19 protein-coding genes and 2 tRNA genes are annotated in these 17,108 nt (G+C 63.5%); 12 read left to right on the top strand and 9 right to left on the bottom strand.

Annotated features, from left to right (window positions below; genetic code table 11):
- Nucleotides 1-4 precede the first annotated feature (4 nt).
- The gene (locus ABSY17_RS19520; RefSeq protein WP_378944267.1) at nt 5-1,519 is read right to left on the bottom strand and encodes an acetyl-CoA hydrolase/transferase family protein; all 1,515 of its coding nucleotides are present in this window, start codon (nt 1,517-1,519) and stop codon (nt 5-7) included.
- Between the two features lie 140 nt (nt 1,520-1,659).
- Entirely contained in the window at nt 1,660-2,478 is an 819-nt protein-coding gene (locus ABSY17_RS19525) for an endonuclease/exonuclease/phosphatase family protein (protein WP_378944270.1), read from the bottom strand.
- A gap of 190 nt (nt 2,479-2,668) precedes the next feature.
- Here ABSY17_RS19525 and ABSY17_RS19530 point away from each other — a divergent pair, with 190 nt between their 5' ends.
- Nucleotides 2,669-4,219, top strand: coding sequence for a phospholipase D family protein (locus ABSY17_RS19530; RefSeq protein ID WP_378944272.1), 1,551 nt, complete (start codon nt 2,669-2,671; stop codon nt 4,217-4,219).
- Between the two features lie 51 nt (nt 4,220-4,270).
- Here ABSY17_RS19530 and ABSY17_RS19535 read toward each other — a convergent pair.
- Nucleotides 4,271-4,345 (bottom strand) — tRNA-Thr (locus ABSY17_RS19535).
- Nucleotides 4,346-4,503: 158 nt separating this feature from the next.
- Between ABSY17_RS19535 and ABSY17_RS19540 the strand changes: the two genes are divergently transcribed.
- The 10 genes from ABSY17_RS19540 (at nt 4,504) to ABSY17_RS19585 (ending at nt 10,422) form a co-directional block, all read left to right on the top strand.
- Nucleotides 4,504-4,692, top strand: coding sequence for a hypothetical protein (locus ABSY17_RS19540; RefSeq protein ID WP_378944275.1), 189 nt, complete (start codon nt 4,504-4,506; stop codon nt 4,690-4,692).
- Nucleotides 4,693-4,821: 129 nt separating this feature from the next.
- Nucleotides 4,822-6,111: a UDP-N-acetylglucosamine 1-carboxyvinyltransferase gene (gene murA, locus ABSY17_RS19545; RefSeq protein ID WP_378944277.1), complete on the top strand. Its 1,290-nt coding sequence runs from the start codon at nt 4,822-4,824 to the stop codon at nt 6,109-6,111.
- Between the two features lie 162 nt (nt 6,112-6,273).
- Complete coding sequence (locus tag ABSY17_RS19550; protein ID WP_378944280.1) at nt 6,274-6,708, top strand: DUF2948 family protein; 435 nt, start codon at nt 6,274-6,276, stop codon at nt 6,706-6,708.
- 11 nt (nt 6,709-6,719) lie between these two features.
- A complete protein-coding gene (gene hisD, locus ABSY17_RS19555) occupies nt 6,720-8,012 on the top strand; it encodes a histidinol dehydrogenase (protein WP_378944283.1) in 1,293 nt (430 codons plus the stop codon).
- A 7-nt stretch (nt 8,013-8,019) separates the two neighbouring features.
- Entirely contained in the window at nt 8,020-8,505 is a 486-nt protein-coding gene (locus tag ABSY17_RS19560) for a UPF0262 family protein (protein ID WP_378944285.1), read from the top strand.
- 3 nt (nt 8,506-8,508) lie between these two features.
- Nucleotides 8,509-8,979 carry a low molecular weight phosphatase family protein gene (locus ABSY17_RS19565; protein WP_378944288.1) on the top strand — a complete coding sequence of 157 codons (471 nt, stop codon included), beginning with the start codon at nt 8,509-8,511 and terminating at the stop codon, nt 8,977-8,979.
- Between the two features lie 88 nt (nt 8,980-9,067).
- Nucleotides 9,068-9,286, top strand: a complete 219-nt coding sequence (gene infA, locus ABSY17_RS19570) for a translation initiation factor IF-1 (RefSeq protein ID WP_006200926.1) — start codon at nt 9,068-9,070, stop codon at nt 9,284-9,286.
- Nucleotides 9,287-9,336: 50 nt separating this feature from the next.
- Nucleotides 9,337-9,966: a Maf-like protein gene (locus tag ABSY17_RS19575; protein WP_378944290.1), complete on the top strand. Its 630-nt coding sequence runs from the start codon at nt 9,337-9,339 to the stop codon at nt 9,964-9,966.
- Nucleotides 9,963-10,181: a DNA gyrase inhibitor YacG gene (gene yacG, locus ABSY17_RS19580; protein ID WP_378944293.1), complete on the top strand. Its 219-nt coding sequence runs from the start codon at nt 9,963-9,965 to the stop codon at nt 10,179-10,181. The genes ABSY17_RS19575 and yacG overlap by 4 nt, the downstream gene beginning before the upstream one ends.
- A 165-nt stretch (nt 10,182-10,346) precedes the next feature.
- Nucleotides 10,347-10,422 (top strand) — tRNA-Phe (locus ABSY17_RS19585).
- 508 nt (nt 10,423-10,930) lie between these two features.
- Here ABSY17_RS19585 and ABSY17_RS19590 read toward each other — a convergent pair.
- A complete protein-coding gene (locus ABSY17_RS19590; RefSeq protein ID WP_378944296.1) occupies nt 10,931-11,137 on the bottom strand; it encodes a hypothetical protein in 207 nt (68 codons plus the stop codon).
- 72 nt (nt 11,138-11,209) lie between these two features.
- On the opposite strand from ABSY17_RS19590, the gene ABSY17_RS19595 reads away from it, so the two are divergent.
- Nucleotides 11,210-11,665 carry a thermonuclease family protein gene (locus ABSY17_RS19595; RefSeq protein ID WP_378944298.1) on the top strand — a complete coding sequence of 152 codons (456 nt, stop codon included), beginning with the start codon at nt 11,210-11,212 and terminating at the stop codon, nt 11,663-11,665.
- 318 nt (nt 11,666-11,983) lie between these two features.
- Here the strand turns inward: ABSY17_RS19595 and ABSY17_RS19600 are convergent, their stop codons facing one another.
- The 5 genes from ABSY17_RS19600 to ABSY17_RS19620 all read right to left on the bottom strand — a co-directional run bounded on the left by ABSY17_RS19600 (nt 11,984) and on the right by ABSY17_RS19620 (nt 17,095).
- Entirely contained in the window at nt 11,984-13,486 is a 1,503-nt protein-coding gene (locus ABSY17_RS19600) for a tripartite tricarboxylate transporter permease (protein ID WP_378944301.1), read from the bottom strand.
- A gap of 5 nt (nt 13,487-13,491) precedes the next feature.
- A complete protein-coding gene (locus ABSY17_RS19605) occupies nt 13,492-13,974 on the bottom strand; it encodes a tripartite tricarboxylate transporter TctB family protein (RefSeq protein WP_378944303.1) in 483 nt (160 codons plus the stop codon).
- A gap of 111 nt (nt 13,975-14,085) precedes the next feature.
- The gene (locus ABSY17_RS19610) at nt 14,086-15,177 is read right to left on the bottom strand and encodes a TauD/TfdA family dioxygenase (RefSeq protein WP_378944306.1); all 1,092 of its coding nucleotides are present in this window, start codon (nt 15,175-15,177) and stop codon (nt 14,086-14,088) included.
- A 118-nt stretch (nt 15,178-15,295) separates the two neighbouring features.
- Nucleotides 15,296-16,288 carry a Bug family tripartite tricarboxylate transporter substrate binding protein gene (locus ABSY17_RS19615; protein WP_378944309.1) on the bottom strand — a complete coding sequence of 331 codons (993 nt, stop codon included), beginning with the start codon at nt 16,286-16,288 and terminating at the stop codon, nt 15,296-15,298.
- A gap of 123 nt (nt 16,289-16,411) precedes the next feature.
- The gene (locus ABSY17_RS19620) at nt 16,412-17,095 is read right to left on the bottom strand and encodes an SDR family NAD(P)-dependent oxidoreductase (protein ID WP_378944312.1); all 684 of its coding nucleotides are present in this window, start codon (nt 17,093-17,095) and stop codon (nt 16,412-16,414) included.
- Nucleotides 17,096-17,108 lie beyond the last annotated feature (13 nt).

A 17,108-nucleotide genomic window follows, 5' to 3' on the forward strand; every position in this document is an offset into this window, starting at 1 on the left:
CCGATCAGGCCCGCATCGTTCCGGTTTCGATGTAGCGCTGGTGCCACGACAGCGCCTCGTTGAGCAGCGACGGCGACTGCAGGCCATAGGAGCCGCGCAGTGCGCGCTCGAAATAGTCCTCGAGCGCCGGCCGGTAGTCGGGATGGACGCATTTTTCGATGATCAGCCGCGCCTTCTGCTTGGGCGACAGGCCGCGCAGATCCGCCAGGCCCTGTTCGGTGACGATGACCTGCACATCCTGGTTGATGTGATCGACATGGCTCACCTGTGGCACGATGGACGAGATCTTGCCGCCCTTGGCCGTCGACGGCGTCACGAAGATCGAAACATAGGCGTTGCGGGCGAAATCGCCGGAACCACCGATGCCGTTCTGGATGCGCGAGCCCATGATGTGGGTCGAATTGACGTTGCCGTAGATATCGGCCTCGATCAGTCCGTTCATGGCGATGCAGCCAAGGCGCCGGATCAGTTCGGGGTGGTTGCTGATCTCCTGCGGCCTCAGAATCATCTTGTCGCGGTAGCGACCCATATTGGCGTTCAGATTGGCGGCGGCCTCGGGGCTCAGAGAGAATGCCGTGGCGGACGCCATGCGCAGTTTGCCGGAATCGATCAGGTCCAGCATGCCGTCCTGGATCACCTCGGTGAAGGCGGTCATGTTCTCGAACGGACCATCGACCAGCCCGGTCAGCACGGCATTGGCGATGTTGCCGACGCCTGACTGGATAGGCAGCAGCGAGGCCGGAAGCCTACCCATGGCAACCTCATGCCGGAAGAACTCGAGCAGATGCCCTGCGATGGCGTGGGCGACCTGGTCGGGCTTGGAGAATGGCAAGTTGCGGTCGGGTACATCGGTCTCGACGATGGCCACGATCTTGTCCGGATCGCAGCGGAAGGCGGTCTCGCCGATGCGGTCGTCGGCGCGCAGCAGCGGGATCGGCACGCGATGCGGCGGCAATGCCGTACCGTAGTAGATGTCGTGCATCCCTTCGAGCTCGGGATTCTGCCAGCTGTTGACCTCGAGGATCACCTTGCTGGCGCGATCGAGCCATGTCTTGTTGTTGCCCACCGAAGACGAAGGAATGAGCGAACCATCGGGCCTGATCCCGGATACCTCGACAACGGCAGTATCGAGCGGACCGAGAAAGCCCTGCCAGGCCATCGGTGCCACCTGGCTCAGATGCATGTCGAAATATTCCATCTCGCCGCGATTGATCTTGTCGCGGGCGATGGGATCGGAATTGTAGGGAAGGCGGAATTCGATGCCGTCGGCCTTGGCCAGCGCACCGTCGAGTTCGGGGCCAGTGGAGGCTCCCGTCCAGACCCGCAGCCGGAACGGATTGCCGGCGGCGTGCTCTGCCTCGATGCGGGCAGCGAGCGCCAGGGGAACGGTCTTCGGATAGCCCGAGCCGGTGAAACCGCTCATGCCGACCGTCGTCTCCGATTGGATCAGGGACGCCGCATCCTCGGCGCTCATCACCTTGGAACGCAGGCTTTTGCAGCCTATCCGTGACTCAACCATGTTTCACCCTTCTGTCCGCGTGAAGCTTTTCCCTTTTCCCATTGCCGGCATTCGCCGTGTTCCACCAACTCCAGCTAGTACGGCATCCGCGATCCGTGCAAGTGAAGAGTGGGATGCGGGAAGGTGACGCTACGGCGGCTTCAGGCTGCTTCGGCTATCCCGTTGCGCTTGGCGTTGAGCCTGAGAACGGCTCTGATCGGGAGATGATCCGAAGCGATGCGCGCCAGCGCGGTATCGTGCGCCTGCAGTTCGGTCAGCAGGCTGTGCGGCCTTGCCATGACCCGGTCGAGCGCCAGCACCGGAAAACGCGACGGAAAGCTCGGCACCAGCGCATGCGCAGGCCCGAAGGCAGGCTCCAGCAAGCGCAACGACGAGCGCCTGCCAAGCCGCCATTCGTTGAGATCACCGACCAGCACCGTCGGCTTTTCACTGTGCAGTTCGGCTGCCGTCAGCAGCATGCCCGCCTGCCGCTTGCGCGAATGGCGCAACAGGCCGAAATGCGCGGCAATGACACGCAACGGTCCCGCTTCCATCTCGAGATCGACGACAACCGCCCCACGCGGTTCAGCCCCCGGCAACACCAGTTGCTTCGCCGAAGTGACCGTGCCTTTGCGGAAAAGCACGACATTGCCGCGCCAGCCATGGCTCTTGCGCCGGCCGGCAAGCGGAACCGGCACCAGCCCGGTCTCGCGCTCCAGGGCTGCGAGATCGAGCAAGCCCGCTCGGTCGCCAAAGCGCTGGTCGGCCTCCTGCAGAGCAATGACGTCGGCGTCGATTTCCGAGATGACCTGCATCGTCCGCTGCGGATCGAAGCGTCGATCCAGCCCGACGCATTTGTGGACGTTGTAGGAAGCTATGACGATTTCGCCGTGCGCATCGGCGTCGGGCGCCGAAACTTTGCCTTGCAACCGAGGCGCTGAACCCGCCTGTCCGGCGCCCGACTTTGCGCGAATCTCCAAGCTTTGTCTGCTAGCCATCACTCGTCTGGAATCTCTGGGAAATTCGTGTTCACTTGCGACAGGCTTCACTGTCAACTCTAGCCTATATGGTTGAGGTGTTCGAGATTTTCCACATGCGTCACAATGGCCATCCACCGCATTCATGCCGTGAGCATGGGTTTGCCGCTTCAGATTGCGGGCCGTCCGACGCATGAAACTCATCGCCATCATCGTCGCCATTGTAGGCACCCTGGTCATCGCATCGGTGCTTGCAGTCTATGCCTATGGCCGCTTCGCCAGGCGCGCGCGCGGCGCGCCCTCCTTCGCCCTGCCAACGACCGCCGACCAGGGCGAATTCGACCGGCTGGTAGCACCTCTGCTGGCCAAGCATCCCGGACAAAGCGGACTGGCGCTACTATCCAGCAACCTTCAAGCCTTTGCCGTCCGAGCCTATACGGCGCGCCATGCGGCGCGCAGCCTCGACCTGCAATACTATTATTGGAAAGACGACCTGACGGGCGGGCTGCTGGCGCGCGAAATCCTCGCCGCCGCCGATCGTGGCGTGCGTGTGCGGCTGATGCTCGACGACATCAACGCCAGGGGCTACGACCCCAACTACATTGCCCTCGACAGCCATGCCAATATCGAAGTCAGGCTGTTCAATCCGAGCTGGGCACGGGCCTTCGGACTGCAACGGGGACTGGAACTGGTGCTGCGTGCGGTCCGTACCACGCGGCGCATGCACAACAAGGCCTGGATCGCCGACGGCCGGCTGGCCGTGGTGGGCGGACGCAACATCGGCGACGCCTATTTCGACGCCTCTGATGAGGCCAATTTCCGCGACATGGACCTTTTGCTTGTCGGCCCCGCGGTCGACCAGGCCGAGAGCATCTTCGACCGTTTCTGGAACAGCGAGGCGGTGCTGCCGATCCGACACGTCACCGGCATGGCGAAGGGCGATCTGCCTGGGCTGCGCCAACGCCTGGAACGGGCTGCAACAACCGGACTTGCCGAGCCCTATATAAGCCGCGTCACCGAGGAGAGCCGGCGATGGGCGAGCTCCGAAATCGGAAAACTACGCTGGACCGGCGATGTCGTCGTCGCCTCGGATCCACCTGAAAAGGCGATGGGCGGCAAGGCGGACGGCTGGCTGATGAAGACACTGGCCCCGGTCCTGCAGTCCGCCAGGCGGGAACTGACCATCGTCTCGCCCTATTTCATTCCAGGGGTTTCCGGGACGCACCAGTTGGCCACCCTGGTCGACAACGGGGTGGCGGTGACAGTGTTGACCAACTCGCTGGCTGCCACCGACGTTGCCGCCGTCCACGGCGCCTACATGCGCTACCGCAAACCGCTTCTCCACGAGGGCATCACCCTCTTCGAACTGAGGCCGGACGACGAGCGCAGCGAACTGTCGCTGTTCGGCTCAAAGGGCGCCAGCCTGCACACCAAGGCCTTTGTCGCGGACGGGGAAACGGGTTTCGTCGGCTCCTTCAACTTCGACCCTCGCTCGGCCTCGCTGAATACCGAAATGGGCGTACTTTTCCAGCAGCAGGAACTGGCGCACGAAGTGGCAGCGGTGATCTCGGCGCAAACCTCGCCCCGCGCAAGCTTCCAGGTGACGCTGGACAAGGGCGAACTGGTCTGGACAGACATTGCCGCCAACAGACCTCGCGAACTCCGCCACGAACCGCAAGCCAGCCTGCGACGACGGCTGATTGCCAGGCTGATCGGCTACCTGCCGATCGAATCGCAATTGTGAGCGAGCTTTCGCCCGGAGGCCAACGATGCGGGAATCTGTCGAGGGAGAAAATGGTGCTGCCAGAGAGGATTGAACTCTCGACCTCTCCCTTACCAAGGGAGTGCTCTACCACTGAGCTACGGCAGCGACCGTGGACGGGGCGGCTTGTGCCACATGATTCAGGGGAGCGCAAGTTATCAGTTGAACCATTTTGCGGAAGATTTTCCACAGGCCCGTCTGCGCCACAATGCTGGCCATTTCCGTTGCCACTCCGTTATGAACGAGCGACAAGCGGGGACCACCACATGTCGTCGACAAAGAAGACACCCTCAAGCGGCGCCGATCAGCGCAAGGCGCGGCTCGCGGCAGAGCTGCGCGCCAACCTGATGAAACGCAAGGCACAGGCGCGTTCGCGCCGCACCGGCGACGCCGATACCAGGCCCGAGGGCCTTGCCGCCGCGAAGGGTGACAACGACAAACCCGAGAAAGCCTGACCGGCAACGGCAGGCGCTTGGCGCAGAAGACGGCAGTTCCCTGATTCTTGAACCGGGGGGCGCGATGGTCTAGACGGCGGCAGGAAAATTTCTCGCCAGAACCGGGGTTCCCCGGAGAAACGACGACCAATGGATCGCATCAGAATTGTCGGTGGCAACGAGCTGACCGGAACCATCCCGATCTCGGGCGCGAAAAACGCTGCCCTCCCGCTGATGATCGCCTCGCTGCTCACCGACGATACGCTGACGCTGGAGAACGTGCCGCATCTGGCCGATGTCGAGCAACTGATCCGCATCCTCGGCAATCACGGCGTCGACTACTCCGTCAAAGGCCGGCGCGAGAGCCAGAGCGAAGGTTATTCGCGCACCATCAGCTTCACCGCGCGCAACATCGTCGACACCACCGCACCCTATGAGCTGGTTTCCAAGATGCGCGCCAGTTTCTGGGTCATCGGCCCGCTGCTCGCCCGCATGGGCGTGGCCAAGGTGTCGCTGCCGGGCGGCTGCGCCATCGGCACGCGCCCGGTCGACCTGTTCATCGACGGTTTGCAGGCGCTGGGCGCCAATATCGACGTCGAGAACGGCTATATCCTTGCTACCGCCAGGAACCGGCTCGTCGGCAACCGCTACGTCTTCCCCAAGATTTCGGTCGGCGCCACCCATGTGCTGATGATGGCCGCCACTCTCGCCCGCGGCGAGACGGTGCTCGAAAACGCCGCGCGCGAACCGGAAGTCGTCAACCTCGCCGAATGCCTCAACGCCATGGGTGCGAGAATCACCGGCGCCGGCACCTCGACGATCACCATCGAAGGCGTCGATTCGCTGTCGGGCGCGCGCCACCGGGTCATCCCCGACCGCATCGAGACCGGCACCTATGCCATGGCAGTGGCGATGACCGGCGGCGACGTGCTGCTCGAGGGCGCCCGCGCCGACCTGCTGCAGAGCGCGCTCGACGTGATCGCCCGCACCGGCGCCGTGATCACCGAGACCAATTCCGGCATCCGCGTCATGCGCAATGGCTCCGGCATCTCGCCGGTCGACGTCGTCACCGAGCCCTTCCCCGGCTTCCCCACCGACCTGCAGGCGCAATTCATGGGCCTGATGACCATGGCCAAGGGCAAGTCGAAGATCACCGAGACGATCTTCGAGAACCGCTTCATGCACGTCCAGGAACTCGCCCGCCTCGGCGCCCACATCACGCTGTCAGGCCAGACGGCCATCGTCGAAGGCGTCGCCAAGCTCAAGGGCGCGCCCGTCATGGCGACCGATCTGCGTGCCTCGGTGTCGCTGGTGATTGCCGGCCTTGCCGCAGAGGGAGAAACGGTGGTCAACCGCGTCTACCATCTCGACCGCGGTTTCGAGCGGCTGGAAGAAAAGCTGTCGCGTTGCGGCGCGGTGATCGAACGGATCAGCGGCTGATTCAGGGGAATAGGGGAGCAAGGCAGTAGGGCAATAAGTGACTTCTGCCCCAATGCCTTACTCCCCTACTGCCCTACTCCCTCACGCGCGGTTGCGCAGTGCAGCAAGACCGCCTAACAAGACAGGAAGCACAAAAGTTTCCGCGCAGGCAGCCGAACGGACATGAACCAGCTCAAGCTAGTCGCCCTCGACGAACAGGACCTGGAGATCGTCTCGGCCCATGTTCAGGACGCCGTGGTGAAGGTCGGCGACATCGAATTCCAGGCTCCGACCAAACGCTTCGCGCTGGCGATGAACCGCTTCGCCTGGGAAGCGAAAACCGGCTTCTTCCGCCCGAAATATGAGCGGCGCAGGTCGATCATGCATTTCGACCGCGTGCTGTCGGCCAAGCTGCACGGCATTTCCCGCGCCAAGACCGACGAAGTGCTCGAACTGCTGGCCATTCGTTTCGTGGCCTCCGAGCATCCGGCCGGTGCGATCGAACTGCTGTTTTCAGGCGAGGCCGCGATCCGGCTCGAGGTCGAGTGCATCGAGGCGCGGCTGACCGACACGGGCGCCGCCTGGCAGGCCTCCTCCCGCCCCATTCACCAGACTTGAGCATTTCGATCATGGCCATCACGCTTAACCAATCAGCCGCGGATTTCGAGAAGCGCTTCGCCGCCTTCCTGACCACCAAGCGCGAGGCATCGCCCGACGTGGAAGCCACCGTGCGCGCCATCATCGACGATGTGCGCACAAGAGGCGACGCGGCACTGGTCGACTACACCGCGAAGTTCGACCGCGCCGACCTCAACGCGCTCGGCATTGCGGTGACACGCGCTGATATCGACCAGGCCTACAAGGACGCCGATCCGCAAACGGTGGAAGCGCTGCGCTTCGCCCGCGACCGCATCCGCTCGCATCACGAACGGCAGATGCCGAAGGACGACCGCTATACGGACGCAATCGGCGTCGAACTCGGCTCGCGCTGGACCGCGATCGAGGCGGTCGGGCTCTATGTGCCGGGCGGCACGGCGAGCTACCCGAGTTCGGTACTGATGAACGCCATGCCGGCGAAGGTCGCGGGCGTCGAGCGCATCGTCATCGTCGTTCCGGCAACCGGCGGCGTCATCAATCCGCTGGTCCTGGTCGCAGCCGATCTCGCCGGCGTATCGGAAATCTACCGGGTCGGCGGAGCGCAGGCGATCGCAGCCCTTGCCTACGGCACCGAGACCATCCGTCCCGTCGCCAAGATCGTCGGCCCCGGCAACGCCTATGTGGCCGCTGCCAAGCGCCAGGTGTTCGGCACCGTCGGCATTGACATGATCGCCGGTCCCTCGGAAGTGCTCGTCGTCGCCGACCGCGACAACGATCCCGACTGGATCGCCGCCGATCTTCTGGCCCAGGCCGAACACGACGTTTCGGCGCAGTCGATCCTGATCACCGACGACGCCGCCTTCGGCAAGGCGGTGGAAGAGGCGGTCATCAGGCAGATCAAGCTGTTACCACGGGCAGAGACGGCGGCCGCAAGCTGGCGCGATTTCGGCGCGGTGATCCTGGTCGACAGCTTCGACAGTGCCATTTCGCTCATCGACCGCATCGCCGCCGAGCATCTCGAGCTCGCCCTCGCCGAGCCGGAGGCTTATCTGGCGCGCATCCGCAATGCCGGCTCGGTGTTCCTCGGCCGCCATACGCCGGAAGTGATCGGCGATTATGTCGGCGGCCCGAATCATGTGTTGCCGACCGCACGTTCGGCACGCTTTTCGTCGGGGCTCACGGTGCTCGAGTTCGTCAAGCGCAGCTCGATCCTGAAACTTGGCCCCGAGCAACTCAGGGCGCTGGCGCCGGCGGCGATCACGCTCGCCAAGGCCGAAGGGCTCGACGCGCATGCGCGCTCGGTCGCTATCAGATTGAACATGTAGGGCGGCGATGTCCGACAAGGGCCACGCACGCTCCCGCCTGGTCGACGTCGAACTCGACGAATCGATCCGCCGCTCGACACCCGATGTCGAGCACGAGCGCGCGGTCGCCATCTTCGACCTGATCGAGGAAAATAGCTTTCATCCGATCAATGACGACGGCCACGGCCCCTACAGGCTGAAGCTGTCGCTGGTCGATTCGCGACTGGTCTTTGCGATTTCGCGCGAGCATGGCGAGGCGGTGGTCACCCACATCCTGTCGCTGACGCCGTTTCGGCGCATCGTGAAGGACTATTTCATGATCTGCGAAAGCTACTACGCGGCGATCCGCGTATCGACGCCGAGCCAGATCGAGGCGATCGACATGGGGCGGCGCGGACTTCACAACGAAGGCTCGCAGACCCTGCTCGACCGCCTCGCGGGTAAGATCGAGATCGACTTCGACACCGCCCGCCGCCTGTTCACGCTCATTTGCGTACTTCACTGGCGCGGATGACATATGACGGGCAACGCAACGTCCCCACGCTCGATCCTGTTCATGTGCCGAATGAATTCGGTCCGTTCGCCGATGGCCGAGGCGATTGCCCGGCACACGCTTGCGCCCTCCATCTTCGTCGCATCCGCAGGCGTGCGCGTCGGCGACCGCGATCCCTTCGTCGATGCCGTACTTGCCGAGGACGGCATGGGGCTGACAGAGCACCAACCGCGTACCGTGGACGACCTGGAAGACGGCTATTTCGACCTCATCGTGACGCTTGCGCCTGAAGCGCATCATGCAGCACTTGAATTCACCCGCTCGATGGCGATCGACGTCGAATATTGGCCGACGCCCGATCCGACAGCCATCACCGGCACGCGCGAACAGATCATGGGTGCCTATCGCGACGTGCGCGAGCGCCTCAAGGTCAGGATGGCGGAAAGATTCGCTGCAAGGCCGGCAAAAACCGGCGTAGATTTCCACACAGATTAAGCGTGTTCACAAAGTGCGCATTATCATATAGGTTCCGCGCAAATTCCGGCCGGGGCGCCGGGAATGCCACCCAAACCGAAGGTACCGAATGCCGAAGGAAGAAGTCCTCGAGTTTCCGGGCGTTGTTACGGAATTGTTGCCGAATGCAATGTTCCGGGTCAAGCTCGAAAACGAACACGAAATCATCGCCCACACGGCCGGCCGTATGCGCAAGAACCGCATCCGCGTGCTGACCGGCGACAAGGTCCTCGTCGAAATGACGCCCTACGACCTGACCAAGGGCCGTATCACCTACCGCTTCAAGTAAGTCCGCCGGCGCCCACGGGTGTCGAGCGTTTCCAGCGACAGGATCCAGGTTTGAGCGATCTGCAAAAGCTTGTGCTTGCTTCGGGCTCGCCCCGCCGCGTCGAGTTGCTGCAGCAGGCGGGCATCGAGCCCGACCGGCTGTTTCCGGCCGATGTCGACGAGCGACCGATGCGTGCCGAGCATCCGCGCTCGCTCGCCAAGCGGCTGTCGGTGACCAAGGCCGAGCGCGCGCGCGAAATGATTGGCCGCGAAGCCGACCAGGTTTCCGGCTTCATCCTCGCCGCCGACACGGTGGTGGCGGTTGGCCGCCGCATCCTGCCCAAGGCAGAAACCGCAGAAGACGCCATCCACTGCCTTCAGCTGCTTTCGGGCCGTTCACACCGCGTCTATACGGGGCTGGCACTGGTCACCCCTGCGGGCAAGCTGCGCCAGCGGCTGGTCGAGACGCGCGTGCGCTTCAAGCGCCTGTCGCGGCAGGACATGGACAATTACCTCGCCTCGGGCGAATGGCGCGGCAAGGCCGGTGGCTACGGCATCCAGGGGCTTGCCGGCACCTTCGTGGTCAAGCTGACCGGTTCCTATACCAATGTCGTCGGGCTGCCGCTCTATGAGACCACGTCGCTGTTGAGCGGCGAGGGCTATCCGATCCAGTACCGCTGGCAGACCGGCGCACAGCTATGACTGCGAATCCCCACGACAAGGTGACGCCGCTGCGTCCCAAGCGTCCCTGCCCGGAATGCGGCAAGCCGTCCGAGCGCGAGACCTATCCGTTCTGCTCGCCGCGCTGCAAGGCGGTCGACCTCAACCGCTGGCTTTCGGGCAGCTACGCCATTCCCGTTCGCGAGGACGAGGAAGAGGATTCCGATGGCCGGCCCGACGCCGGCGAAGAACGTTGAGGCGCATTTCCAACTTTCCCCAAGGGCCTGTAATTTCTTTCAAGAAAAGCTCTTTGGGGCGCTGGACAGGCAAGATTCTCGTGTTATAACCCACCCGCTTTCAGGGGTGCAGCGCACCGCTTCGAAGGTCCGAAGCAAGGCCAGACGGCCTGAATTCGGAAGGTTGCCCGGATAGCTCAGTTGGTAGAGCAGCGGATTGAAAATCCGCGTGTCGGTGGTTCGAATCCGCCTCCGGGCACCATTAATTTCTCAAGCGAAATCAAATACATAGCCCGACCTAAGATCGGCGGCGTCGCCACATTCATGTCGCGTCATGTTGCAACTGAGTTCCCTTGATTTCCAATGGCTTCCGATAGCTCACGGCCAGTCCACGCGACAAGGATGCAACATGGCGGGGCACCCTGCCCCTGCCTTTTGCCTGCCCCGCCCCGCTCCTCCGCGACGGCCTTGAGGTCCGCCAACATGCTCTGGAGAATCGCGACCTCGCCCTTTTCATCGTCCGTGTTCCAACGATCTCGCACCCGCACCTTCGCCAGAATGCCGGAGAGCGTGGTAGCGCGGGGGTTCATGATTGCGTGGAATAGGTCAGAGACAGCATCGGCGTCGTGCTGTTCGGTCTCCTCGGCCTTTTCCCGGCGGGATCTGAGCCGATCAGCCAACTGTTCGAGCTAGGCCGTCATACCCGTCGCCTCGTCCCAACGGTCGCTTGGCGCGTCTCTCGAACTCGAGCAGAAGGAGAGTGGCGCCGGTCACGCTGCACCTCCTTCCCCATTCAGCATGGCTCGGACGGGCTTCAGCGTCTCGATGGCGACGGCTAGCGTGCAGCGAACGGACAAGATCATCTCATCGTCGAGCACAGACATGTCCTGCAGCGCCGACCAGCAGGTGCGCAGCGTGTCCATGCCCTCGTCCATCTGATCGACCGCTGCGATGTTCTTGGCGGGAAGCGTGATCATACTGCGGCGTAGGCGTCCGCCTCAGAGACCGCCAGGCCGAATAGCGTGCGCCTGGCTCTAATCCTATGTGCCTTGCTTGCCACCACGCCAGCGGCGGCGCAGGATCCACTGATCGGCCGCGCCTCCGTCATCGACGGTGATACGGTAGAGATTGCTGGCGAGCGTATCCGTTTCAACGGCGTCGACGCGCCCGAGAGCTGGCAGGTCTGCCATGACGGTTCAAGCGCCGCATATCGCTGCGGGAAAGCTGCAGCAGACGCGCTGGACAGTTTCTTAGCGGCGTCACGCCCTATCAGGTGCGAGTATGTCGAGCGAGACCGCTACAGGCGCTTCGTGGGCGACTGTTACAGAGCAGACGGGCAGAGTGTCGCCCGCTGGCTGGTCCGCAATGGGCACGCCCTGGACTGGCCGCGCTACAGCAAGGGCGCCTACGGCAGCGAGCAGGCAAAGGCCAAGGCGGATCGCCGCGGCATGTGGCAGGGTGACTTCCTCGAGCCTAGGGAATCTAGACGGCCGAAAGGCAAATGATGCTTCAGAGGTCAAACGGGCTAGGTTGTGGGTGAGGAGGAATGGGAGATGACGCCGACAACTGCTCTATGCTGCCCAGCAATTCAGATGCGTAATCAGCTCATTGATGTTTCATTGTAAACTTCACGACCGCGGCCGGTTCCGAAGACTGCCGGCCCGGCCTAGCACGGGCGAGATTGATACATGCACCGTTGCCAAGCTGGCAGCAGCGGAGGCGGCACCATCTCCAACGGAAGAGTATCGATTTTCAACGCAGCCTGAAGTGGACACTCGACCAACGACTCAAAGCAGCACAGCGCTGTACACGGCTTCTCGCATTCACTCTTTGAATGCAACCTCCCGCTGCGCGCGCAAGGTGGGCGCGGCCACGGCAATCACAGCCGCCACCGCCAGGGCCAGCAGCGCGGCACTGATGGGACGTTCGACGAAGGTCATCGGGTCGCCACGTGACAACAGCATCGCCCGGCGCAAATTGTCCTCCATCATCGGCCCCAGAACCATGCCCAGCAACATCGGCGCCGGTTCGCAGTCGAGCTTGATGAAGATGTAGCCCACAGCCCCGAACAACAGCATCAGGTAGATGTCGAAGGTGTTATTGTTGAGGGTGAACACGCCAATCGCGCAGAACACCATGATCGCCGGATAAAGGATGTCGTAGGGCACGGTAACCAGCTTCGCCCAGACGCCCACCAACGGAAGGTTGAGCACAAGCAGCATTAGATTGCCGATCCACATCGAGGCGATCAGGCCCCAGAACAGCGTCGGCTGTTCCTGCATCATGCCGGGTCCGGGCTGGATGCCCTGGATGATCAGCGCCCCGGCCATCAGCGCCATGATGACGTTGGACGGAATGCCGAGCGCAAGCAGCGGGATGAACGACGTTTGCGCGCCGGCGTTGTTGGCGGCTTCGGGCCCGGCGACGCCTTCGATCGCGCCTTTGCCGAAGCGGGACGGATCGTCCGCCAGCTTCTTTTCAAGGGCGTAGGAGGCGAAGGACGACAACAGCGCGCCGCCGCCCGGCAAGATGCCGAGCACAGTGCCCAGACCGGTCCCGCGCAATGCGGCGGGCACCATCGCCTTGAAATCCCGCCAGCGCGGCATCAGCCCAGCCAAGCGCTTGGCGTGCAGTGTGCGGCCTTCGTCGCCGCCCTGCAAGTTGCGGATGATTTCGGCAAGGCCGAAGACGCCCATGGCGACCGCCACCAGATTGATGCCGTCGAACAGTTCCTGGAAACCGAAGTCGAGGCGCGGCATACCCGAGTTGACATCCGAGCCGACCATGCCAAGCAGGAGTCCAAACGCGACCATGGCGAGCGCCTTCACCAGCGAGCCCTGCGCTAGCACCACCGAGGTGATCAGGCCCAGCAACATCAGTGAAAAATACTCGGCTGGCCCGAAGCTTTCGGCAATCGCGCCGAGCGGCACGGCAAATGCAGCGATCACCAGCGTGGCGATTGTGCCGGCGATGAAGGAACTGATCGCCGCGGTGGCGAGCGCAATCCCCGCCCGCCCCTGCCGCGCCATCTGGTAACCGTCGATAGCTGTGACGACCGATGTCGCCTCGCCGGGAAGGTTGACGAGGATCGCGGTGGTGGAGCCGCCATACTGGGCGCCGTAGTAGATGCCGGCCATCATGATGAGCGCCGACGACGGCTCGAGCGTGAACGTCGCGGGCAACAGCATCGAAATGGTGGCTGCCGGCCCAAGCCCCGGCAGCACGCCAATCAGCGTGCCGAGTAGACAGCCGACAAAACAGTAGAGCAGCGCGTTGATCGTGAACGCAGCCTGAAAGCCCAGGGTGATGTGATCGAAGAAGTCCATTGCGCCTACATCCAGCGGGAGCCGCAGATAGCTTCGGCGAACAGTGCGCCGCAGACGGGAATGGGCTGTCCCAGACCGAATCGGAAGACCAAGACCGATCCGATGGCAAGCACCGTCGCCAGCATGGCCGCCCGTCCGAACGTGAGCTGGCGGCTCGCCCGCGAGCCTACCATGACCATAGCTGCGATGGCGAACGGCAGGCCGAGCGGGCGAATCGTCAGTGCAAACAGGAACGTCCCGCCCAGGATGAGCACCGGCACGCGCAAGGCGACATCGCCGACGCGCTGACCCTCGCCGGCGATGCCGCGCCACATGAGGGTGGCGGCAAACAGGCACAGCACGAGCGACACGGCGATCGGAAAGAAGCCTGGCCCCATCCGGCGCAGACTGCCGACACCGTAGCTCGCTGAACTGTACAACGCTCCGATGGCAATGAGACTGAAAAGAACCCCGGCGTAGAAGTCCTTGGTGTTCCTGATGGCTGGCATGTTCCCCCCTCGCAACTAGCTTGACGCACCGTCACGGTTCACAAATCGACCGCGCGAACCACATCCTGAAATGCGCTGACGTCGGCGGGTCGACGCCAGCAGAGCCTGTGTTCAGGTCGCAGCCGTCTTGAGTTGGTTCGCGACCATCTCGGCCATGTAGACGCTGGGCAGCTCCATGCGCGGGGTGCGGTAGCGCGCCCACAGCGGCAGGTCGTTCAGCGAATAGATGTCGTCCTGCGCATCCGACCGGCGTTCCCAGGTCGGAATGTTCAACCACAGCCGCATCAGGTGGCGACGGCGGGTGATCTCGGGGTGATCCTCATAGAGCGCTCGGCCGTGAATGACTAGGCGGTTGTTGAGGAACTGGATGTCGCCGGGCGCGATATTCATGTCGAGATAGAACTCCGGCGATGCCGACAGCTCGCAGAACATCGCCAGCGCCTGTTCCTGCTCCGGCGTCATCGTGAACGCGCCGTTTGCTGCTGCGTCCCTGACCTGGGCAACGTGCACGCAGGCCGCGAACGTGCCTCCGTCCTTGTTGAACAGGGCGACGTCGTTCGGCGTCACCAGGCGGCCGTCGCCGCGCTCTGCGTCGCGCTGGCCGCGCGCGATCGGCATGCCGCGATAGAGCAACTCGGCGAGATCGGGGCGCTCCGCGGCCATCCGGTCGTGCACCGCGACGGCGCTCGCAATGCGGCTTTCGCCGCCCTTCTTGGCCTCGCGCAGGCACAACAGGCCGACCACGTCGTGGCCGTCGGAGTGCATGTTCATGGCCTGCGCCGAGCGATAGCCGCGCACCGTCTCGTCAACCATGTCGCTGACATTCATGACATGGCCGAGCAGTTCGCCATTGCCCGACTGCGGGATGACGTCGCCGACATAGGTGCCCAAGCCGTAGTAGATGCGGGCGAGGTCGTCGTCCGAATAGCGCTCGCGCTCGATGCCTCGGATCAGCACGAAACCGAGGCCGCTGGCGAGTTCATCGCGAACATTGGCGAGGAAGCTGCCCATTCCAGACAGCGGAAAGTTCTCGCGGGTGATCTCCGGAAGGTCGAGGTCGCCCAGCGCCTTAACGTTGGCGAGCGCCGCATCGATCTCGGTCAGGTCGGCTGCGGACAACTGGTAGAGACCGTTCTGGCGGTAGTCGAGTTCGCTGCCCTTCCATGCGGCACGGCTGCACACAGGTGTAAGATCATAGGTCATGGTGTTCCTTCCTCGATGTGAGTGGTGGCGTTGTTGCGCATGCCGGGGAACGGTCGGCGTAGCTAGCGTGACCGATGGGGTTCCGGGGCCCTGGGCCGCCGGACTGATTGTCGGATGGTCAGTTCTGGACCTTGATGCCGGCGTCGGCGATGACCTTTTTCCACTGGCTGTCGAAGCGCTGGATCAACGCCTTGGACTCCGCCGGGCCTTGGTAATCGGGGATCAGCGCGCCGAGCTTGGTCATCTTTTCCAGCAGCTCGGGTTGGGTCATGACCTTGTGGAACGCCTCGGCAAGGCGATCGCGGATCGGATCCGGCAGGCCGGATGGCCCGATCAGCATCGTCCAGGACGACATTTCCAGGTCCTTGAAGCCGGCTTCGGCCATGGTCGGAACGTCAGGCAGAGCGAGGAGCCGTTCGGAGCTGCTGACGGCAAGCGCCTTGATCGAGCCCTCCTTGACCTGGCCGAGCGCTGCCTGCACGCCGGTGATCGACATCTGGATGCTGCCGCTGGCGTAGTTCTGCAAGATTTCCGCCGAGCCCTTGAACGGAATGTGCTCGACGTCGAGGTCGCCGACGCGCGAACGGAACAGTTCGAAGGCGAGGTGCGTCGAGGTGCCGATGCCGTCCGAACCGTAGTTGAACTTGCCAGGATTTGCTCGGATCAGCGCGATCAGCTCGTCGATGGTGTTGACGCCAAGCTCGGGGCTGACAAGGAAAGCCATCGGCGTGTCGGCGATCTTGGCGATCGGGGTGAAGCTGTCGGCCTTGTAGGGCAGGTTCTGCAGGTTGGGCGCAACTGTCATCGGCCCGGCCTGGCCCAGCGCGATCGTGTAGCCGTCAGGGTCGGCATTGGCGATCGCGGTCATTGCGATAGCGCCACCACCGCCGCTGCGATTCTCAACCACGAAGCCCTGGCCCATAGACGCCGTCAGCGCGTCGCCGACAAGCCGGGCGACGAAGTCGGACGGGCCGCCAGGCGGATTGCCGACCAGAAAGGCCACCGGCTTCGTCGGATAGGCATCCTGTGACCAAGCAGGTGCCGCCTGCGGTGTGAGCATGGCTGCAGTCATCAGGCCCAGCAGGCAGCGGCGGTTAAGGTTAAACGTCATGAAAATCCTCCCTCGAAATCGACTGTCGAACCACCGACATCGTGCGTCTCGCCCCCCGAAGCGGTGGTGTCTCAATGAAAACTGACTACTGGGTGCCGCCCTCCCGGCGGCTCATCGTCCCCCTCAGCTCAGCCCTGTCACCGGTATCGACGCGCCATTGATGGCGCGCGCCGCCGGCGAAGCCAGGAACAGAATAACGTCGGCCAAGGCAGCCGGCGCAACCCAGCGCGCCGGATCGGCCTTGGGCATGTCGGCGCGATTGGCCGGCGTGTCGATGATGCTCGGCAGAACGCAATTGACGTTGATGTTCTTGGCCCTGAGCTCTGCGCCCATGCTCTCGGTCAGCCGGATCACCGCGCTTTTCGAGGCGATGTAGGGGCCGTTTCCGGCCGAACCGGCCGAGGCCCGGCTCGCGCCGACATTGATGATCTTGCCGCCGCCGGCCGCGATCATCGACGGTACCAGGGCTTCAACCGTGTTCAGCATGGTGCGGACGTTGAGGTCCATCATCCGGTCGAAAAGTGCGCGGCTCTCATGCACTTCCAGACCGCTGGCAAAGCCGCCGGCTATGTTGCATAGCACGTCGACTCGCCTCTTGGCCGCAAGCACCTGTTTAGCTGCGGTATCGACCGCCTTGGCGTCGAGCAGGTCGACGACCAGCGTCATGTGCGTCCCGCTGCCACCCGCGTCCTTGTGATGATCCCACAGAACGCAGTCGGCGCCGGCCTTGTCGAAGGCCTCGACGACCGCGCGGCCGAGCGCGCCGGCTGCGCCGGTGACCACCACGACTTGCCTGCTGTTGCTCATGGTCTCCTCCCTT

Source organism: Mesorhizobium sp. ANAO-SY3R2 (genome assembly GCF_042466635.1).
Classification (GTDB): Bacteria; Pseudomonadota; Alphaproteobacteria; order Rhizobiales; family Rhizobiaceae; genus Aminobacter.

Bases quoted from the DNA above. Each gene is read 5' to 3' on its own strand.
- ABSY17_RS19520 (WP_378944267.1), bottom strand. From the start codon at position 1,519: ATGGTTGAGTCACGGATAGGCTGCAAAAGCCTGCGTTCCAAGGTGATG.
- ABSY17_RS19530 (WP_378944272.1), top strand. From the start codon at position 2,669: ATGAAACTCATCGCCATCATCGTCGCCATTGTAGGCACCCTGGTCATC.
- ABSY17_RS19540 (WP_378944275.1), top strand. From the start codon at position 4,504: ATGTCGTCGACAAAGAAGACACCCTCAAGCGGCGCCGATCAGCGCAAG.
- murA (WP_378944277.1), top strand. From the start codon at position 4,822: ATGGATCGCATCAGAATTGTCGGTGGCAACGAGCTGACCGGAACCATC.
- ABSY17_RS19550 (WP_378944280.1), top strand. From the start codon at position 6,274: ATGAACCAGCTCAAGCTAGTCGCCCTCGACGAACAGGACCTGGAGATC.
- hisD (WP_378944283.1), top strand. From the start codon at position 6,720: ATGGCCATCACGCTTAACCAATCAGCCGCGGATTTCGAGAAGCGCTTC.
- ABSY17_RS19560 (WP_378944285.1), top strand. From the start codon at position 8,020: ATGTCCGACAAGGGCCACGCACGCTCCCGCCTGGTCGACGTCGAACTC.
- ABSY17_RS19565 (WP_378944288.1), top strand. From the start codon at position 8,509: ATGACGGGCAACGCAACGTCCCCACGCTCGATCCTGTTCATGTGCCGA.
- infA (WP_006200926.1), top strand. From the start codon at position 9,068: ATGCCGAAGGAAGAAGTCCTCGAGTTTCCGGGCGTTGTTACGGAATTG.
- yacG (WP_378944293.1), top strand. From the start codon at position 9,963: ATGACTGCGAATCCCCACGACAAGGTGACGCCGCTGCGTCCCAAGCGT.
- ABSY17_RS19590 (WP_378944296.1), bottom strand. From the start codon at position 11,137: ATGATCACGCTTCCCGCCAAGAACATCGCAGCGGTCGATCAGATGGAC.
- ABSY17_RS19600 (WP_378944301.1), bottom strand. From the start codon at position 13,486: ATGGACTTCTTCGATCACATCACCCTGGGCTTTCAGGCTGCGTTCACG.
- ABSY17_RS19605 (WP_378944303.1), bottom strand. From the start codon at position 13,974: ATGCCAGCCATCAGGAACACCAAGGACTTCTACGCCGGGGTTCTTTTC.
- ABSY17_RS19610 (WP_378944306.1), bottom strand. From the start codon at position 15,177: ATGACCTATGATCTTACACCTGTGTGCAGCCGTGCCGCATGGAAGGGC.
- ABSY17_RS19615 (WP_378944309.1), bottom strand. From the start codon at position 16,288: ATGACGTTTAACCTTAACCGCCGCTGCCTGCTGGGCCTGATGACTGCA.
- ABSY17_RS19620 (WP_378944312.1), bottom strand. From the start codon at position 17,095: ATGAGCAACAGCAGGCAAGTCGTGGTGGTCACCGGCGCAGCCGGCGCG.